The sequence below is a fragment of the Thermus islandicus DSM 21543 genome (genome assembly GCF_000421625.1).
Lineage (GTDB): Bacteria > Deinococcota > Deinococci > Deinococcales > Thermaceae > Thermus > Thermus islandicus.
In genome coordinates, this window is the sequence record NZ_ATXJ01000002.1 from 91712 (window position 1) to 107051 (window position 15340).

Annotated in this window: 20 protein-coding genes; 10 read left to right on the forward strand and 10 right to left on the reverse strand. The window is 69.5% G+C overall.

All coding sequences use genetic code 11. The annotated features are described in order from the left end of the window. From H531_RS0102960 to modA, 3 genes are read right to left on the reverse strand one after another with little or no spacing between them, the layout of a single operon-like run. On the reverse strand, nucleotides 1-993 hold the full coding sequence (locus H531_RS0102960; protein ID WP_022797873.1) for an ABC transporter ATP-binding protein: 993 nt from the start codon (nucleotides 991-993) through the stop codon (nucleotides 1-3). After that, complete coding sequence (gene modB / locus H531_RS0102965) at nucleotides 969-1631, reverse strand: molybdate ABC transporter permease subunit (RefSeq protein WP_022797874.1); 663 nt, start codon at nucleotides 1629-1631, stop codon at nucleotides 969-971. The genes H531_RS0102960 and modB overlap by 25 nt, the downstream gene beginning before the upstream one ends. After that, entirely contained in the window at nucleotides 1628-2380 is a 753-nt protein-coding gene (gene modA, locus H531_RS0102970; protein ID WP_022797875.1) for a molybdate ABC transporter substrate-binding protein, read from the reverse strand. Before modA ends, modB begins: the two co-directional genes overlap by 4 nt. Before the next feature lie 80 nt (nucleotides 2381-2460). Between modA and H531_RS14235 the strand changes: the two genes are divergently transcribed. From H531_RS14235 to H531_RS0103015, 9 genes are all read left to right on the forward strand, one after another. Next, entirely contained in the window at nucleotides 2461-2982 is a 522-nt protein-coding gene (locus H531_RS14235) for a PadR family transcriptional regulator (RefSeq protein WP_033399256.1), read from the forward strand. A gap of 197 nt (nucleotides 2983-3179) precedes the next feature. Next, nucleotides 3180-4085, forward strand: coding sequence for an ornithine carbamoyltransferase (gene argF, locus H531_RS0102980; RefSeq protein WP_022797877.1), 906 nt, complete (start codon nucleotides 3180-3182; stop codon nucleotides 4083-4085). 4 nt (nucleotides 4086-4089) lie between these two features. Further along, complete coding sequence (locus H531_RS0102985; RefSeq protein ID WP_022797878.1) at nucleotides 4090-4269, forward strand: hypothetical protein; 180 nt, start codon at nucleotides 4090-4092, stop codon at nucleotides 4267-4269. Continuing rightward, nucleotides 4263-5309, forward strand: coding sequence for an N-acetyl-gamma-glutamyl-phosphate reductase (argC, locus tag H531_RS0102990; RefSeq protein ID WP_022797879.1), 1047 nt, complete (start codon nucleotides 4263-4265; stop codon nucleotides 5307-5309). Before H531_RS0102985 ends, argC begins: the two co-directional genes overlap by 7 nt. Next, nucleotides 5300-6445 carry a bifunctional glutamate N-acetyltransferase/amino-acid acetyltransferase ArgJ gene (gene argJ / locus H531_RS0102995; RefSeq protein ID WP_022797880.1) on the forward strand — a complete coding sequence of 382 codons (1146 nt, stop codon included), beginning with the start codon at nucleotides 5300-5302 and terminating at the stop codon, nucleotides 6443-6445. The genes argC and argJ overlap by 10 nt, the downstream gene beginning before the upstream one ends. A gap of 87 nt (nucleotides 6446-6532) precedes the next feature. Continuing rightward, complete coding sequence (locus H531_RS14700; protein ID WP_245540653.1) at nucleotides 6533-6925, forward strand: hypothetical protein; 393 nt, start codon at nucleotides 6533-6535, stop codon at nucleotides 6923-6925. Between the two features lie 28 nt (nucleotides 6926-6953). Next, on the forward strand, nucleotides 6954-7529 hold the full coding sequence (locus tag H531_RS0103005) for a hypothetical protein (RefSeq protein ID WP_022797882.1): 576 nt from the start codon (nucleotides 6954-6956) through the stop codon (nucleotides 7527-7529). Between the two features lie 20 nt (nucleotides 7530-7549). Beyond that, nucleotides 7550-7825: a hypothetical protein gene (locus H531_RS0103010; RefSeq protein ID WP_022797883.1), complete on the forward strand. Its 276-nt coding sequence runs from the start codon at nucleotides 7550-7552 to the stop codon at nucleotides 7823-7825. Next, nucleotides 7822-8259 (forward strand): DUF420 domain-containing protein, encoded by a 438-nt coding sequence (locus H531_RS0103015; RefSeq protein ID WP_022797884.1) that lies wholly within the window; start codon nucleotides 7822-7824, stop codon nucleotides 8257-8259. The genes H531_RS0103010 and H531_RS0103015 overlap by 4 nt, the downstream gene beginning before the upstream one ends. On the opposite strand, the gene H531_RS0103020 is transcribed toward H531_RS0103015, so the two are convergent. From H531_RS0103020 to deoC, 7 genes are read right to left on the reverse strand one after another with little or no spacing between them, the layout of a single operon-like run. Beyond that, a complete protein-coding gene (locus H531_RS0103020; RefSeq protein WP_022797885.1) occupies nucleotides 8249-8776 on the reverse strand; it encodes a septum site-determining protein MinC in 528 nt (175 codons plus the stop codon). The two genes, H531_RS0103015 and H531_RS0103020, sit on opposite strands and share 11 nt — an antisense overlap. A 9-nt stretch (nucleotides 8777-8785) precedes the next feature. Beyond that, nucleotides 8786-10516, reverse strand: a complete 1731-nt coding sequence (locus H531_RS0103025) for a penicillin-binding transpeptidase domain-containing protein (protein ID WP_022797886.1) — start codon at nucleotides 10514-10516, stop codon at nucleotides 8786-8788. Then, entirely contained in the window at nucleotides 10513-10965 is a 453-nt protein-coding gene (gene mreD, locus H531_RS0103030) for a rod shape-determining protein MreD (protein WP_022797887.1), read from the reverse strand. Before mreD ends, H531_RS0103025 begins: the two co-directional genes overlap by 4 nt. Continuing rightward, nucleotides 10962-11750: a rod shape-determining protein MreC gene (mreC, locus tag H531_RS0103035; RefSeq protein ID WP_022797888.1), complete on the reverse strand. Its 789-nt coding sequence runs from the start codon at nucleotides 11748-11750 to the stop codon at nucleotides 10962-10964. The genes mreD and mreC overlap by 4 nt, the downstream gene beginning before the upstream one ends. Beyond that, the gene (locus H531_RS0103040) at nucleotides 11747-12310 is read right to left on the reverse strand and encodes a Maf family protein (RefSeq protein ID WP_022797889.1); all 564 of its coding nucleotides are present in this window, start codon (nucleotides 12308-12310) and stop codon (nucleotides 11747-11749) included. Before H531_RS0103040 ends, mreC begins: the two co-directional genes overlap by 4 nt. Continuing rightward, nucleotides 12286-13389, reverse strand: coding sequence for a phospholipase D-like domain-containing protein (locus H531_RS0103045; protein WP_022797890.1), 1104 nt, complete (start codon nucleotides 13387-13389; stop codon nucleotides 12286-12288). Before H531_RS0103045 ends, H531_RS0103040 begins: the two co-directional genes overlap by 25 nt. Continuing rightward, on the reverse strand, nucleotides 13379-14038 hold the full coding sequence (gene deoC / locus H531_RS0103050; RefSeq protein WP_022797891.1) for a deoxyribose-phosphate aldolase: 660 nt from the start codon (nucleotides 14036-14038) through the stop codon (nucleotides 13379-13381). The genes H531_RS0103045 and deoC overlap by 11 nt, the downstream gene beginning before the upstream one ends. A gap of 74 nt (nucleotides 14039-14112) precedes the next feature. On the opposite strand from deoC, the gene ychF reads away from it, so the two are divergent. Further along, nucleotides 14113-15219: a redox-regulated ATPase YchF gene (gene ychF, locus H531_RS0103055; protein ID WP_022797892.1), complete on the forward strand. Its 1107-nt coding sequence runs from the start codon at nucleotides 14113-14115 to the stop codon at nucleotides 15217-15219. Nucleotides 15220-15340 lie beyond the last annotated feature (121 nt).

Here is a 15340-nt window from a genome sequence, read left to right on the forward strand (position 1 = left end):
CTAGGCCGGCATCAGGTGCAGGTAACGGGCCTTGAGGGCCACGCGGACGGCCTGGCCGGGCCGAAGGCGGAGCTTTTCCTGCACGTGCCGGGGCAGGAGGATTTCCAGGGTAAGGGGCCCTCGGAACACCCCCCGGTAGGCTAGCCCCTGGGGTTCCAGGCGCTCCAAATAGCCCTGGAGCACGTTCTCTAAAGGTGGGGGGCGATCCTCCCGCACCACGAGAACCTCCGCCGCCCGCACCCCGAGCCAGGCCACCTGCCCCGGACGGGCCCAAGGGGGGAGGGCCAGCCTCAGGAACACGCCCTCCGCCTCTACCCCTCCTTCCCGCACCCGAACGGGAAGGAGGTTCTCGTAGCCCAGAAGCCTGGCCACCTCCAGGGAGGCCGGGGCGCCCAGGACCTCCTCGGGAGGGCCCTCCTGGAGGATCCCCCCCGAGCCCAAGACGGCCAGCCGGTCGGCCACCTGGGCCAGAGCCGGATCATGGCTTACCGCCAGGGTGGGGAGGCCCGTGTCCCGGATGAGGGCCACCAGCTCCCCGACCACGCGGTCCCGGGTCAGGGGGTCCAGGGCACTGGTGGGCTCATCCAGGAGGAGGAGCTTGGGGTCCCGGGCCAGGGCCCGGGCCAGGGCCACCCGCTGCCGCTGCCCCCCGGAGAGCTCCCTGGGGTAGCGCTCCGCCAGGGGCAAAAGCCCCACCCGTTCCAGGAGGGCCAGGGCCCGTTCCTTGCGGCCCTTCCCCCGCAGGGGGAAGGCTACGTTCTCCCAGGCGGTCATGTGGGGGAAGAGGGCCAGGTCCTGGGGCAGGTAACCCACGGGACGCCTTTCGGGAGGAAGGCCGGAAAAAGGCTCTCCCTCCGCGGGGACGAGGCCCGCCAGGGCCCTGAGGAGGGTGGTCTTGCCCGCCCCGCTCTCGCCCAGGAGCACGGTGAACCCTTCTATCCGCAGGGCCACTTCCAACCGGATGGGCTTCAGGATGCGGTACCGGACTTCCATCGCCTCTCCAGGACTTTAAGGGCCAGGGCGCTCCCGAAACCTAAGGCTAAGAGGAGGCCCGCCAGACGGTCCGCCTCCTCCAGCCGTAGGGCCTGGGTGAGCTCAAAGAGGTAGATGCTGGCCACCTTGGTCTCCCCGGGGATGCTCCCCCCCACCATGAGCACCACCCCGAACTCCCCCAGGGTGTGGGCGAAGGTGAGGAGGGTGCCCGAGAGGAGGCCGGGCCAGGTGAGGGGCAGGATCACCGCCCGCCACACCTTTAGGGGGCCCGCCCCTAGGGTGCGGGCGGTCTCCAAGAGGGTGGGGTCCAGGGTGCGGAAGGCCTCCCGGTAGGTGTTGAAGGCCAGGGGCAGGTTGAAGAGGACGCTGGCGAGGAGGATGCCCGGAAAGGTGAAGGCGAGCTCGAGGCCCAGCCGGGCAAGAGGCCCTCCCTTGCCCAAAAGAAGGAGGAGGTAGTAGCCGAGGACCGTGGGGGGCAGGGTGAGGGGCAGGAGGAGCATGGCCTCGAGGAGGGTCTTCCCGACGAAGGTGCGCCGGGCCGTGAGCCAGGCCAGGCTCCCCGCCAGGGGCAGGAGGAGGAGGGCGGTGAGAAGGGCGAGCTTGAGGCTTAGGGCCAGGACGGTCCAGGTCTCGCTCACGGCACCTGGTAGCCGTAGGCCACGAGGATCCGCTTGGCCTCAGGGCCGAACAGGAAGGCGTAGAAGCGCCGCACCTCGGGCCTCGCCCTTCCCTTTAGGAGGATCACGGCCTGGTCCAGGGGCGTGTAGAGCCGCTGCGGCACCAGGAAGGCCTCTCCCTGGTTCCGGAAGGCGGGGGTGAAGAGGGCGGAGAAGTTGAAGAAGCCCGCGTCCGCCGCTACCAGGGTGAGCTGGGCGGTCTGGGCGATGTCCTGGCCGTAGACCAGCTTGGGCTGGACCTTTTCCCAAAGCCCCGTTTGGGTCAGGGCCTCCTTGGCCGCGCGGCCATAGGGGGCCACCTCGGGGTTGGCCAGGGCCACCTTCCGGATGGCCGGGTTCAGGAGGACGGCGAGGTCCTTGGGCTTGATCCCCACCCGCTTGGGAAGGAAGAGGATCAGCTTCCCCCGGGCGTAGACCCGCGGGGGCTCCTCCGCCAACCCTCTTTCCGCCAGGGCCCTGGGGAAGCCGGTGTCCGCGGCCAGGAAGAGGTCAAAGGGCGCGCCCTGGAGGATCTGCTGGGTAAAGGCGCCAGAGGAGCCGAAGTTGGCCTGCACCTGTACCCCTGGGTTGGCCTGGTGGAAGGCCCGGACGATGTCCAAAAAGGCGTCCCGGAGGTTGGCCGCCACCGCCACCTTGACCTCGGTCCCTTGGGCTAGGGCCAGGCCCAGGAGGGCCAAGGCCAGGGCGAAGGTCCGTGGAGTCTTTCGCATGGTTCACACCTCCCGCTTTCGGGCCACACGGTTACGCTGTGACCGTTTCCATACTAAGCCGGGAGGAGGAGAATGGGAAGGTGCCGCGGCTTTCCCTCAACGAGCAGGCCGTCCTCGGGGCCCTCCTCCTGGGGCCGGCCGCCGCCCCCGACCTGGCCCGCCTCTTTGCCCCCGGGGGGCCCTTCCATCCCCTACGCCGCTTGGGAAAGGTCCAGGTGTACCGGGCCCTGGGGCGCCTTCTGGAGCTGGGGCTGGTGCGGGAGGAGGGGGCACGCCCCTCCCCTTCGGGCCCCCCGGGAGTCCTCTACGCCCTCACCCCTCAGGGCCGCCTCTGGGCCGAGGCCTGGCTCCAAACCCCCCTCGGCCGCCTTCCCGAAGCCCGGGTCCTCCTGCGCCTCAAGCTTGCCCTCCATCTCCTCCTGGGCCGGGACCCCAGGCCCTTCCTCCTGGCCCAGGGGGAGGCCTACCGGGCGCTCCTCCAGCGCCTGGGGCAGGAGGCCGAGGGGACGAAGGGCTTGGGGCGGGTCTACGCCCTATGGTGGAGGGAGATGGCCGTGGCGGGCCTCCGCTACGTGGAAGCCCTGTTGGAAGAGGGGTTCTAATACCAGCCTATGCGGGCCCAAGCCCGCAAGGGGACCGCGGTAGAAAGTCCCTGCGAGGTTTTCGGGGCATAGGAGCGCAGGAATCAAAAGCAAAGAGCATAAGGCGGCTTCGCGCCCTCTTGGCCCCCGCCGGGGCGCACGTTCCCCCTGGCGAGGTCTTGCATAAGTTTGCAGTCTTGCGCTATCCTATAAGCCTCATGGGGGGAGAGACCCTGACCGTGCCCAAGGACCTTCTGGACTTTTCGGCCTACGGGAAGGAGGCGGTGGGGCGCCTCTTGGACCTGGCGGGGCGGCTCAAGGGGGAACGGTACCGGGGGGAGGACCTAAAGGGCAAGACCCTGGCCCTGCTCTTTGAGAAGCCCTCCTTACGCACGAGGACCACCCTCGAGGTGGCCATGGTCCACCTGGGGGGGCACGCGGTCTACCTGGACCAGAAGCAGGTGGGCATCGGGGAGCGGGAGCCCGTGAAGGACATCGCCAAGAACCTGGAGCGCTTTGTGGAGGGGATCGCCGCTCGGGTCCATCGGCACGAGACCGTGGAGGCCCTGGCCCGCCACGCCCGGATCCCCGTGCTGAACGCCCTTTCCGACCGGGCCCACCCCCTGCAGGCCCTGGCCGACCTCCTCACCCTGAAGGAGGCCTTCGGGGGCCTCGAGGGCCTCGAGGTGGCCTGGGTGGGGGACGGGAACAACGTCCTCCACTCCCTTCTGGAGGTGGCCCCCCTCGTGGGCCTCAGGGTGCGGGTCGCCACCCCTAAGGGTTACGAGCCCGACCCCGAGCTTCTCCGCCGGGCCCGGGCCCAGCTCACCCACGACCCCAAGGAGGCCGCCCTGGGGGCCCACGCCCTCTACACCGACGTCTGGACCAGCATGGGCCAGGAGGCGGAAAGGGAGAAGCGCCTCAAGGACTTCCAGGGCTTCCAGGTGAACGGGGAGCTCCTCTCCCTTCTCCACCCCGAGGGGGTCTTCCTCCACTGCCTTCCCGCTCACTACGGGGAGGAGACCACGGAGGAGGCGGTCCACGGGCCGCGGAGCCGGGTCTTTGACCAGGCGGAAAACCGCCTCCACACCGCCAAGGCCGTCCTCCTCTCCCTGCTAAAGTAGGGGTATGGTCCGGCCCTACCGCTTTCGCTTGGAGGAGTTCCTGAAGCTCCCCCTGCCGGAAAGGGGGGTGGAGCTTCTTGAGGGGGAGGTTTGCCGGATGGCCCCCATAGGCTCGAGGCACGCTCACGTTTTGGACCTTTGGACGGAAACCTTCCCCAAGGCGGCGCTGGAGGCCCTGTGGTGAGGGTAGGGATCCTCGGGGCCTCGGGGTATGGGGGAGCGGAGCTCCTCCGGCTCCTCAAGGGGCATCCCGGGGTGGAGCTCGTGGGCTTCACGAGCCGCAGGCACGAGGGAAGGCCCCTTGAGGCCGCCTGGCCCCAGCTTTGGGACGGGAGGCCTTTCGCCTCACAAGAGGAGGTCCTGGAGCGGGCTGAGGTGGTCTTCCTGGCCCTTCCCAACGGGCTCGCCATGGAGATCGCTCCCAAGGCCCTCGAGGCGGGCAAACGGGTCATTGACCTCTCCGGGGACTTTCGCCTGCCCCCCGAGGTTTACGAGGCCTGGTACCGGATCCCCCACAAGAGCCCGAACCTTTACAAGGAGGCGATCTACGGCCTGCCCGAGCTTCACCGGGAGGAGCTAAAGGAGGCCAGGCTCGTGGCCAACCCGGGGTGCTACGTGACCGCCGCCACCCTGGCCCTCGCGCCGCTTGCGGCGGAAGGGGTTCTGGAGGGGGGGTTCCTGGTGGGCTTAAGCGGCGTCTCGGGGGCGGGGCGGGAGGGGGAAGGCACCTTCTTCGCCGAGGTGAACGAAAACCTGAAGCCCTACAAGGCGGGAGGGGTCCACCGCCACCTCCCGGAGATGGAGAGAAACCTGGGGAGGGTTTTGGCCCAGGGGAGGTGGGTGCGGACCCACGGGGAGGCGAGGGCGTTACGGCTTTCCTTCACCCCCCACCTGGTGCCCATGACCCGGGGGATCCTGCTCACTGCAGAGGCCGAGGTGAAGGGTGCCTGGAGCCAAGGGGGCCTGGAGGAGCTCTACCGGGACTTCTACGCGGGCGAGCCCTTCGTGCGGGTCCTCGAGGGCCTTCCTGAGACCAAGGGCACCTCCGCCTCCAACCGGGTGGACCTTAAGCCCCTCTACGAGGAGAGGACCGGCAAGGTCCTGGTCTTCGCCGCCTTGGACAACCTGGTCAAGGGCATGGCGGGCCAGGCGGTGCAGAACCTGAACCTGATGCTGGGCTTCCCCGAGGAGACCGCCCTGCCCAAGGAGGGCCTATGGCCGTGAGGCTCCCCCGGGGCTTCCGGGCGGGGGCTACCCGGGCCGGGATCAAGCCCTCGGGCAAGCCCGACCTCGCCCTTTTGGTCTCCGGCCTCCCCGCTGCCTGGGCCTATGCGGCCACCAGAAACCGGGCCGCGGCCCCTTCCATCCACCGGGGGAGGGCGCTTTACGCCTCCGGCAAGCCCCTAAGGGCGGTGGTGGTGAACGCCGGGAACGCCAACTGCGCCACCGGGGAGCGGGGCTTTCAGGACGACCGGCGCATGGCCGAGGCGGCGGCCCTCCGCCTGGGCCTTCCCCCGGAGGCGGTCCTCACCGCCTCCACCGGGGTCATCGGGGTGCCCCTTCCCCTGGAGAAGGTGGAGCTTGGCCTACCCCAGATCGCCCTCACCCCCTTTGCCGAGGCCTTCGCCGAGGCCATCCTCACCACGGACACGGCGGTCAAGGTGGCCGAGGCCGAGGTGGCGGGGGCAAGGATCGTGGGCGTGGCCAAGGGGAGCGGCATGATCCACCCCAACATGGCCACCCTGCTCGCCTTCCTGGTGACCGACGCCAAGGTGCCCCAGGAGGCCCTCCGGGAGGCCTGGCGCGGCATCGTGGACCGCACCTTCAACCAGGTCACCGTGGACGGGGACACCTCCACCAACGACCTGGCCCTTCTCCTGGCCAACGGGGCCTATGGGGAGGTGCCCCTCCCTGCCCTCTTGGCCGCGGTGGAGGCCGTGGCCCGGGAGCTTGCCCGCAAGGTTGCCCGGGACGGGGAGGGGGCGACCAAGCTCATGACCGTGCGGGTGGTGGGGGCGGCCACGGAGGAGGAGGCGAGGCGGGCGGCCAGGGCCGTGGCCCAAAGCCCCCTCTGGAAGAGCGCCCTCTACGGCAATGACCCCAACTGGGGCCGGATCCTGGCCGCCCTCGGCAACTCGGGAGCCCGGTTTGACCCCCTTCGGGTGCGCATCGCCCTTCAAGGGATTCCCCTCTACCAGGGCGGGGCCCTGCCCTTTGACCGGGAGGGAGCGAGCCAGGCCATGCGGGCCGAGGAGGTGGAGGTCTTCGTGGACCTGGGGGAGGGGGAGGGGGAGGGGGAGGCCTTTGGGTGCGACCTCACGGAGGGGTACGTGCGCATCAATGCCCTTTACACCACGTAGCGCCTCTTGCCGTAAGGCTTCCAAGGTGGTAGACTAGGCTTGGAGGTGAGAGGGATGAAAAAGTTGTTTATTCTAGCTTTGACCGGTTTGGCGTTGTCCTTGGCCTATGCCCAGACCCCGGGTTTTGGCGTCTACTCGGGGTACCCCACCTACCTGGGGCTCCAGTACCAGACCATGAACCTCCGCTTTGGCGCGGGGCTCAGCCTGGGCGGCTTCGGCGGGGATGTGGCCCTCATCCTGGCCAAGAGCCCCTTGGCCGGCGTTGGCCTGGACACCAGCTGGTACTATGGCCTGGGCCTTGGGGCCACGACGGCTGCGGGCGGCTTGGGCGTTTACCCGCACGGGCTTGCGGGGCTTGAGTTCCGGCTTCCAGATCCAGCCTTGAACCTTTACGCCGAGGGACAGCTGGGGGCCCTCGTCTTTACCGGTGGGGGTTTTGGACCCTACTTTGCGGGTCGCCTGGGGGTGATCCTCCGCTAGGGGGGTTCTCCTGGGTAGGATGGAGGGGATGCGTCGTCTTCCCCTCCTTTTTTTGCCGTTTCTCCTCGCCGCTTGCGCCAGGCCGGACACCGAGCCGCCCCAGGTGGGCTTGGTGACCCCCCTGGGGGGCGGGGTGGCGCCGGGAAGAAGCCTTCTGGCGGAGGGCTACGCCTTTGACCCCTCGGGGGTGGTGAGCGTGCGGGTCAACGGACAGGAGGTCCTTCCCGAGGAGGAGCGGGGCAAGCGGCTCGTGCGGTTCCGCTTTCGCCTCGAGGCCCCCAGCTCGGGCTGGGTGGAGGTGCGGCTTCAGGCGGAGGACGGGGCGAAAAACCGCGGGGAGCGCAGCGTGACCCTAGCCCTGGACGCCACCCCGCCCCGGATCCGGATAGACCGGGTGGAGCGGGAAGGGAACCTCCTCAGGGTCTATGGGTTGGTGGAGGACAACGTAGGGGTGGAGCGGGTTTCCCTGCGCTCGGGGCGCCGGTACATCCCCCTTTCCTTACCCAAGGGGACCGCGGTGCCCTTTGTAGTGGAGGCTTCTCCCGGGGCGGCCCTGGTGGCGGTGGACGCTGCGGGCAACCGCGCCGAGCGCCCCCTGCCCTAGGGCGTGGTAGACTCTCTGCCGTGCGGGGCTTAGGCGAGACCCTGAAGGACCTGGCCCGGGCCCTCCGGGAGACCCCCCTCGAGGCCGCCCAGGTGAACCGCTTGCAGCAGGTCGCCAGGCTCCTCCACCGCCTGCCCCCCTCCCGGGAGCGGGACGGGCTTTTAGCGGTGGCCTACCTCCGCCTCTACAGCCTCACGGGAAGGGAAGAGCACTACCTGAGGGGGTACAGCTACGCCCGCACCGCGCGCCTCGAGCCCGTCCGCCTCCTGGCGGAGCGCCTTTCGGAGGGACGATGAAGGAACTTCTCAGCCTGCTCGCTGTCGGGTCCATTGGGCTTTCGGGCCTGGCCCTGCTTTGGGGCGTGGCCCTCATCCGCCGGGGGGAAAGGGTCTGGCACCACCGGACCATGCTCCTGGCCACGGCTTTAGCCGCCCTCTTCTTGGGGTTCTACCTGGCCCGTTGGGGGCTTTACGGCACCACGGCCTATGGGGGGCCTGAGGCCTGGCGGGGAGCCTACTATTTCCTCCTCTTCACCCACACCCTCCTTGCGGCCCTGAACGCCCCCTTGGCCCTCTACGTCATCTCCCGGGCCCTCAGGGGGGAGTTTGCCTCCCACAAGCGCTGGGCGAGGGTTTTGGTGCCCATCTGGCTCTATGTGGCCCTCACGGGCTGGGTCATCTACCTGGTGCTGAAGCGCTACGGGGTGGAGAAGGGGAGCGTCACCTTCTAGCCCAGGCCTCCACCACCACCCGGCCCGCCTCCACCCGGGCGAGCTCCGCCCCCCGGCCCTTTCCCCCTTCCGGGGCCTGGGCCAGGTGGGGGCCGATGCGCACCTGCTTGGCGGAAAGCTCGAGGGCGAAGATAAAACGCTCCTCGTCCCCCAAGGCCCCGGCGTGGGCGAGGCCGCGGAGTTTCCCCACCACGATCACGTCCCCCCCCGCCACCACCTCGGCCCCGGGGTTCACGTCCCCGAGGACCACCACGGTCCCGGGATGCTCCACCCGCTCCCCGGCCCTTAGGGTCTTGGGCACCACCAGGGTCCCCGTGGGCCTGTGCCCCCTTGGGGGCACCAGGGTGAGGGGCCTTCCCAGGGAGAGGAGGGCCCTCAGGACCTCCTCCGCCACGGGGCCTGCCACCTCCACCTCGAGGGGCAGGCCCTCGGGGAGGTTCAGGGCCTTCAGGTCCTCGGGGGCTTCGTCCCCGTCCAGGCGGAGGGCGAGGGATTTGGGCGTGGCGCGGAGCCGCATGGGGTCATTTTACGGGGAGGGCACCTTCCAGTAGGCGGCCATCACCTTCCTCGCGGCGGGGAGGGCCACCCGGCTCCCCTCGCCCCCGTTCTCAAAGAAGGCCACCACCACCAGGGGGGGATAGGGCGTACCGGGTTCTGCGGGGCCATAGCCCATGTACCAGGCGTGCTCCAGGCCCAGACGTTTGCCCGGGGTCTCCGCGGTGCCCGTCTTGCCTCCCGTGGGGACAGGGAAATCCCCCAGGATGTGGCGGGCGGTGCCCTGGGTGACGGTTTCCCTTAGCCCCTCCTTTAGGACCTGCCAGTAGCGGCCAGGCACGGGGTCCAGGCGCGGGGCCACGGGCTCCTCTCCCAGGCGCTTCACCAAGTGAAGCCTTGGCTTTTTCCCCTCGTTGGCCAGGGTGGCCAGCATCCGGGCGATCTGGGCGGGGGTGGCGAGCACGGGCCCCTGGCCGATGGCCACGGAAAGGGTTTCCCCGGGGTACCAGGGTTCCTCCAGGGTCTTTTGCTTCCAGGCCCGGGTGGGGAGGAGGCCCGTCCTTTCGGCCACCTCGAGGCCCGTGGCCTCCCCGAGTCCGAGCCACCGGGCCCTCTGCGCCAGCCGGTCCACGAAGCCTAAGGGGTCCGTGGCCACCGCCTGGTAGTACCAGGTGTTGCAGCTAAAGGCGATGGCCTCCCTCACGGTCATGGGACCCATATCCCGGGGGGCCCAGTTGCGCCGCACCTGGCCGCCATAGACGATGTAGGGGCTGCAGCGGTAGGTGGTGGAGGGGCTCACGTACCCCTCCTCCAGGAGGGCGTAGCTCGTGGCCAGCTTGAAGGTGGAGCCGGGGGTATAGGGCTGGAGGGCCCGGTTGAGGAGGGGGAGGTCCTTGTCTTGGAGGAGGGCCTGGACCTCCTTGGGCACGGGCCGCCGGGCGAAGAGCCCGGGGTCAAAGGAGGGGGCGCTGGCCATGGCCAGCACCTCCCCCGTGGTGGGGTCTAGGGCCACGATGGCCCCCTTGACCCGGTGGGCGGGGGGAAGCCCGTGGAGGCGCCGGCCCGCGTTGATGTCCGTCAGGGCCTCCTCCAGGGCCTTTTCCGCCGCCTTCTGCAGGTCCAGGTCCAGGGTGAGGACCACGTCCTTCCCCGGGGTGGGCTCCTCCAGGACCGTTTCCCTCAGGCGCTCCCCCCGCGCGTTGACCTCCACCGCCTTCACCCCCGCCTTGCCCCGGAGGTAAGGCTCCAGAGCGGCCTCGAGGCCCGCCTGGCCCACCTCTTCCTCGGGGCCGTACCCCTGCTTGACCTGCTCGGCGTTGGCCAGGAGGACGTAGCCCAGGACCGGCCCGGAAATGGGGTTGGGATAGGTGCGCTCAATGCGCTCCGAGAGCTTCAGGTTCTTCTGCCCGGCGGTGAGCTCAGCCAGGGTCGGCAGGAGGGGCTCGGGGACGCCTGTTAGGAGCACAGCGGGGCCTGGGGGGAGCTCCTTCAGGCCGAGGAGGGGGAGAAGCCGCTCCTTGAAGGCCACCTCTCCCCCCTCGTAGACCAGGTCCACCACCAGGCGATCCTGGGCGATCACCCGCCCCTTGCGGTCCAGGATGCGCCCTCGAGGTGCGGGGATCCTTTCTGTCTTCAGGTAGTTCCCCTGGCTCCTCAGGGCGTACTTCTCGTGCTCCAGTACCTGGAGTTGCCACGCCCTAAGGCCCAGGAGGCCAAAGGCCAGGAGGAAGAAGGCCATGAGGGCGTAAAGGCGGCTCGTCATGGCGCTTGGGCCCGAAGGCGCAGGGCCAGGAGGAAGAGGGGCAGGGTGAAGAGGCCCTCGAGGAGGAGGTCCAGGGGCGCAAGGGGGGGGATCGCCAGCCTGAGCCAGTAGGCCACGAGGAAATAGCCCAGCCACTTGGCCGAGAAGGCCCACAAGAAGGCTAAGGGGGCGGTGAGGCCCTCTTCCAAGGCCAGGCGCCGGCCCGCGGCGTAGAGGGCGTAGGCGGCGGCGAGGAGGCCTACCGCATGGAGGCCCAGAAGGCCGTAGCCCATGAGGTCCTGGCAAAGCCCCAGGAGGAAGGCCCCGGGGAGGCCCAGGTAGTAGGGCCGCATTCGGGCGTACCAGAGGGCGAGGACCAGGAAGAGGTCGGGGGCCATGGCCCCTTGGGGCCAGAAGGCGGCGAGGAAGCCGGAGAGAAAGAGGGTGAGGAGGAAGGCGAAGAGGGTCATAGGGGCCTCAGGACCAGCACCTCCTCCAGCAGGGAGAGGTCCACCGCAGGGCGGACCCAGGCCCGCTGCTTCAAGCCTCCCTGCACCCTTTCCACCCGCTCTACCCTTCCCACGGGGATACCGTCGGGAAAGAGGCCCAGAGGGGCCCCCGTGAGGAGGAGATCCCCGGGGGCCACCCTCACCGTGGGGGGAAACTCCGCCACCAGGTGGTCGGGGGGGGCTCCCCGGGCCACCCCCCGTCCGGGGCTCTTCTCCGGACGCACCCCCACTTGGCTCTCCGGGTCCAAAAGGGTCCGCACCAGGGCCTGCCGTTCCCCCACCTCCACGATGAGGCCCACCAGCCCCTCCGGGGCGATGACGGGCATGCCCGCCCGGAGGCCTTCCCGCTCCCCCATGCCCAGGAGGAGGCGGCGGTAGAGCCCGGAGAGGTCCTCCCCGATCACCGGGGCCACGGCGAGGAGGCCTGGGGCCTGGGTCTGGCGCACCGCCAGGGCCCGCTCAAGCCGAGCCACCTCGAGGGCCAAGCGGCGGTTCTCCGACTCCAGGAGGGCCACCTTCGCCCTCAGGGCGCGGTTCTCCGCGTAGAGGTCCTGACGGTTCCAAAGCGCGCTCCAGGCGGCCCTAACGTTTTGCCCCAGGCGGTAGCCCAGGGCGGGCAAGGGAGCGGTGAGGGGGGAAAGGGTCAGGGAGAGGCGGGGGGCCATGGGCCGGGTGAGGGCGGCAAGCCCAAGCCCGAGGAGGAGGAGGGTAAGGAAGAGCCCGCGGCGGAGGGCGGTTTCCCTCACGGGCGGAACCCCCTTTCCCAAAGCAGGGCAAAGACCCGGGACACGGGCAGGCCCACCACCGTGTAGAAATCCCCCTCTACCCCCTCCAAAAGGGCCATGCCTAACCCCTGGGCCCCGTAGCCTCCCGCCTTGTCCAGTCCCTCGCCGCTACCCACGTACCAGGCGATTTCCTCCTCGCTCAGGGAGCGGAAGCGCACCCGGGCCGTGTGCACCTCCTCCACCACGTCATGGGGGGTGCGCAGGTAGAGGGCCGTGTGGACCAGGTGGGCCCGCCCCGAGAGGAGGCGGAGGAAGAGGCGGTTTTCCTCCGGGTCCTGCGGTTTTCCCAGGACCTTTCCCTCCAGGTCCACCACGGTGTCCGCAGCCAGGACCCAGTCCCCCTCCACCCCTTCCCCCTTCCTGCGGGCCAGGGCCTGGGCCAGGGCCTTTGGGGGGAGGTCCAAGTCCTCCTCCTCCCCCTCGGGGAAGACGACGCGCAAGGGGTAGCCTAGGGCCTCCAGGAGGGCCTTGCGCCTGGGGCTTCGCGAGGCCAGGATCAGAGGGCTTTCCCTTCCTCCCACAGCCTTAAAACCTCCTTTCGGTAGCGCTCCGCGAGGGCGGAGCCTTTCAGGATCAGGAGGTTTTCGTTGTTCACCCGCCAGGCCCGGGTGGAGAAGTTGTAGCTCCCCGTGACCACCCGTTCCCCGTCCAGGACCATCACCTTGTGGTGGAGGGTGTAGGGGTTGCCGTCCCCCCTCACGGGGACCCCGGCGAGGAGAAGCTCCTTCTCGCGGCTATCGGCGAGGTTCCGGGTTTCCAGGAGCACCTTCACGGCGACCCCCTGGCGGTGGGCCTCCTTCAGGGCCTCCACCACCTCCGGGTCCGTGAGGACAAAGGCGGCCACCAGGATCTCCCGCCTCGCCCCCCGCACCGCCTTAAGGAGGGCCCTTCGCGCCGCCTCCCCCCCTTTGGGGCTGAAGTAGGCGGTGCCTTCCACCCCTTCCAGGGCAAAGGCCACGGGCCGGCCCAGGCCCTCCTTCTCCCCCCCAAAGAGGGCTCGGAACTCCTGGGCGTAGCCTTTGGCCAGGGTGGGAGAGGGGAAAAAGAGGCTGTTCTCGTTGTTTTGGGCGAAGGCGTTCCAGGTCATGTTGGTGCTCCCCGTCCAGACCTTCTCCCCGTCCGCCACCAGGAACTTGTGGTGCATGAAGCCCTCCCGCTCGTCGTAGCAAACGGGGATCCCCGCGATCTCCTCACACCCTGCTGAGGTGGGGCGCACCCTTTCCCGGAGGAGGGCCTGGGGTACCCGGGGGGGTTCTTGGGTCTGGCCAAGGCTTGCCGCCACGAGATAGCGGCGGAAGTCCTGGCGGTGGTCGCTTTCCCCGTAGATCCGCACCTCCACCCCGCGCCGGTGGGCCTCGAGGAGGCCCCTGGCGATCCTTAGATCCCGGAATTCGTAGAAGGCGCCCAGGAGGCTTTCCCTGGCCCCTTCCATGAGGGAAAGGAGCCGGGCCTTGGCCTTCTCGCCGTCCTGGGGCATGAAGTAGGCCTCGGCTTGGCCTGTTCCCGGGGTGGGCGGGGGGGCGGGGCGGAGCTCCTGGAAGAGCCAGAAGAGGAGGAGGGCCAGGAGTACGAGGTACCCGGGAAGCCCCCTAGTACCCATGGCCCTCCCCCCCCTGCACCAGGGCCACCCCGCTGGAGGTGCCCAACCGGGTGGCCCCGGCCCGGAGGAACCGGAGCGCGGTCTCCCGGTCGCGGATGCCCCCCGCCGCCTTCACCTGGGCCCGCCCCTGGGCCAGCCCCACCAGGAGCTCCACGTCCTCCAGGCTTGCCCCCCGGGGCCCAAAGCCCGTGGAGGTTTTCAGGAAGTCGGCCCCGCCCCGGAGGGCCGCCTCCGCGACCCCCCGGAGTTCCTGCGGGGAGAAGTGGCCCGTTTCCAGGATGACCTTCAAAACGGCCCGCGGCACGGCCTGGCGCACGGCTTGGACCTCCTCCTCCAGGTAGGCGAGGTCGCCCGCCTTGGCCCGGCCCAGGTGGAGGACCATGTCCACCTCGTCCGCGCCTCGGGCGAAGGCGAGGGCGGCCTCGAGGGCCTTCACTTCCTTCTCCTGATAGCCCAAGGGAAAGCCCACCACCGTCACCAGACGGAAGGGGGCATGGGGGTAGCGCGCCCGCACCCAGGCCACGTAGGACGGCGGGATACAGAGGCCATAGAAGCCGTATTCCAGGGCTTCCTCCGCCGCCTTCGCCACCTCCTCCGGGGTGGCGGTGGGCTTGAGGAGGGTGTGGTCTATGTGGGCGGCCAGGTCCATACCCCGCCATCATACGAAACCCGCGTGATAGGATGGAAAGAAGCCCCGTCCGGGGCTTTTTTTGAGGTCCTAAGATGCTTGCCGTAGGAATCGTAGGTCTACCCAACGTGGGCAAGTCCACCCTCTTCAACGCCCTCACCCGGGCCCAGGCCCTCGCCGCCAACTACCCCTTCGCCACCATTGACAAGAACGTGGGGGTGGTGCCCCTGGAGGACGAACGGCTCTACGCCTTGCAGCGCGTCTTCGCCAAGGGGGAGAGGGTGCCGCCCATCGTCCCCACCCACGTGGAGTTCGTGGACATCGCGGGTCTCGTCCGGGGGGCCCACAAGGGGGAGGGGCTTGGCAACCAGTTCCTGGCCCACATCCGCGAGGTAGCGGCCATCGCCCACGTCCTCCGGTGTTTCCCCGACCCCGAGGTGGTCCACGTGATGGGCCGGGTGGACCCCCTGGAGGACGCGGAGGTGGTGGAGACGGAGCTCCTCCTCGCCGACCTCGCCACCTGGGAGAGGCGGCTTGAGCGCCTGAGGAAGGAGGCGCGGGCCGACCGGGAGAGGCTTCCCCTTCTGGAGGCAGCGGAGGCCCTTCACGCCCACCTCCAGGAGGGCAGGCCGGCCCGCACCTTTCCCCCTTCGGAGGAGGTGGCCCGCCTTCTCAAGGAGACCCCTCTCCTCACCGCCAAGCCGCTCATCTACGTGGCCAACGTGGCCGAGGAGGACCTGCCCTCCGGGGAAGGCAATCCCCACGTGGAGGCGGTGAGGCGGAAGGCCGAGGCGGAGGGGGCCGAGGTGGTGGTGGTCTCGGCCAAGCTGGAGGCCGAACTCGCCGAGCTCTCCCCGGAGGAGGCGGGGGAGCTCCTTTCCGCCTACGGCCTTAAGGAAAGCGGCCTGAAGCGCCTGGCCCGGGCGGGCTACCGCGCTTTGGGCCTCCTTACCTTCTTCACCGCCGGGGAGAAGGAGGTGCGGGCCTGGACCGTGCGCCGGGGGACCAAGGCCCCCCAGGCCGCCGGGGAGATCCACTCCGACATGGAGCGGGGCTTCATCCGGGCCGAGGTCATCCCCTGGGACCGGCTGGTGGAGGCCGGGGGGTGGGCGCGGGCCAAGGAGCGGGGCTGGGTCCGCCTCGAGGGCAGGGAGTACGAGGTCCAGGATGGGGATGTGATCTACATTCTCTTCAACGCCTAGCCCCTTGGAGGCCAAGGGATGGGCCCCGGTAGAAACTCCCTGCACCCAGGGTCCGCACCCTGGTTTCGCCGCATGGGATGGCCAAACTAGGGCTTTAAGGAGGGCTTGGCCGCGGTGGGGT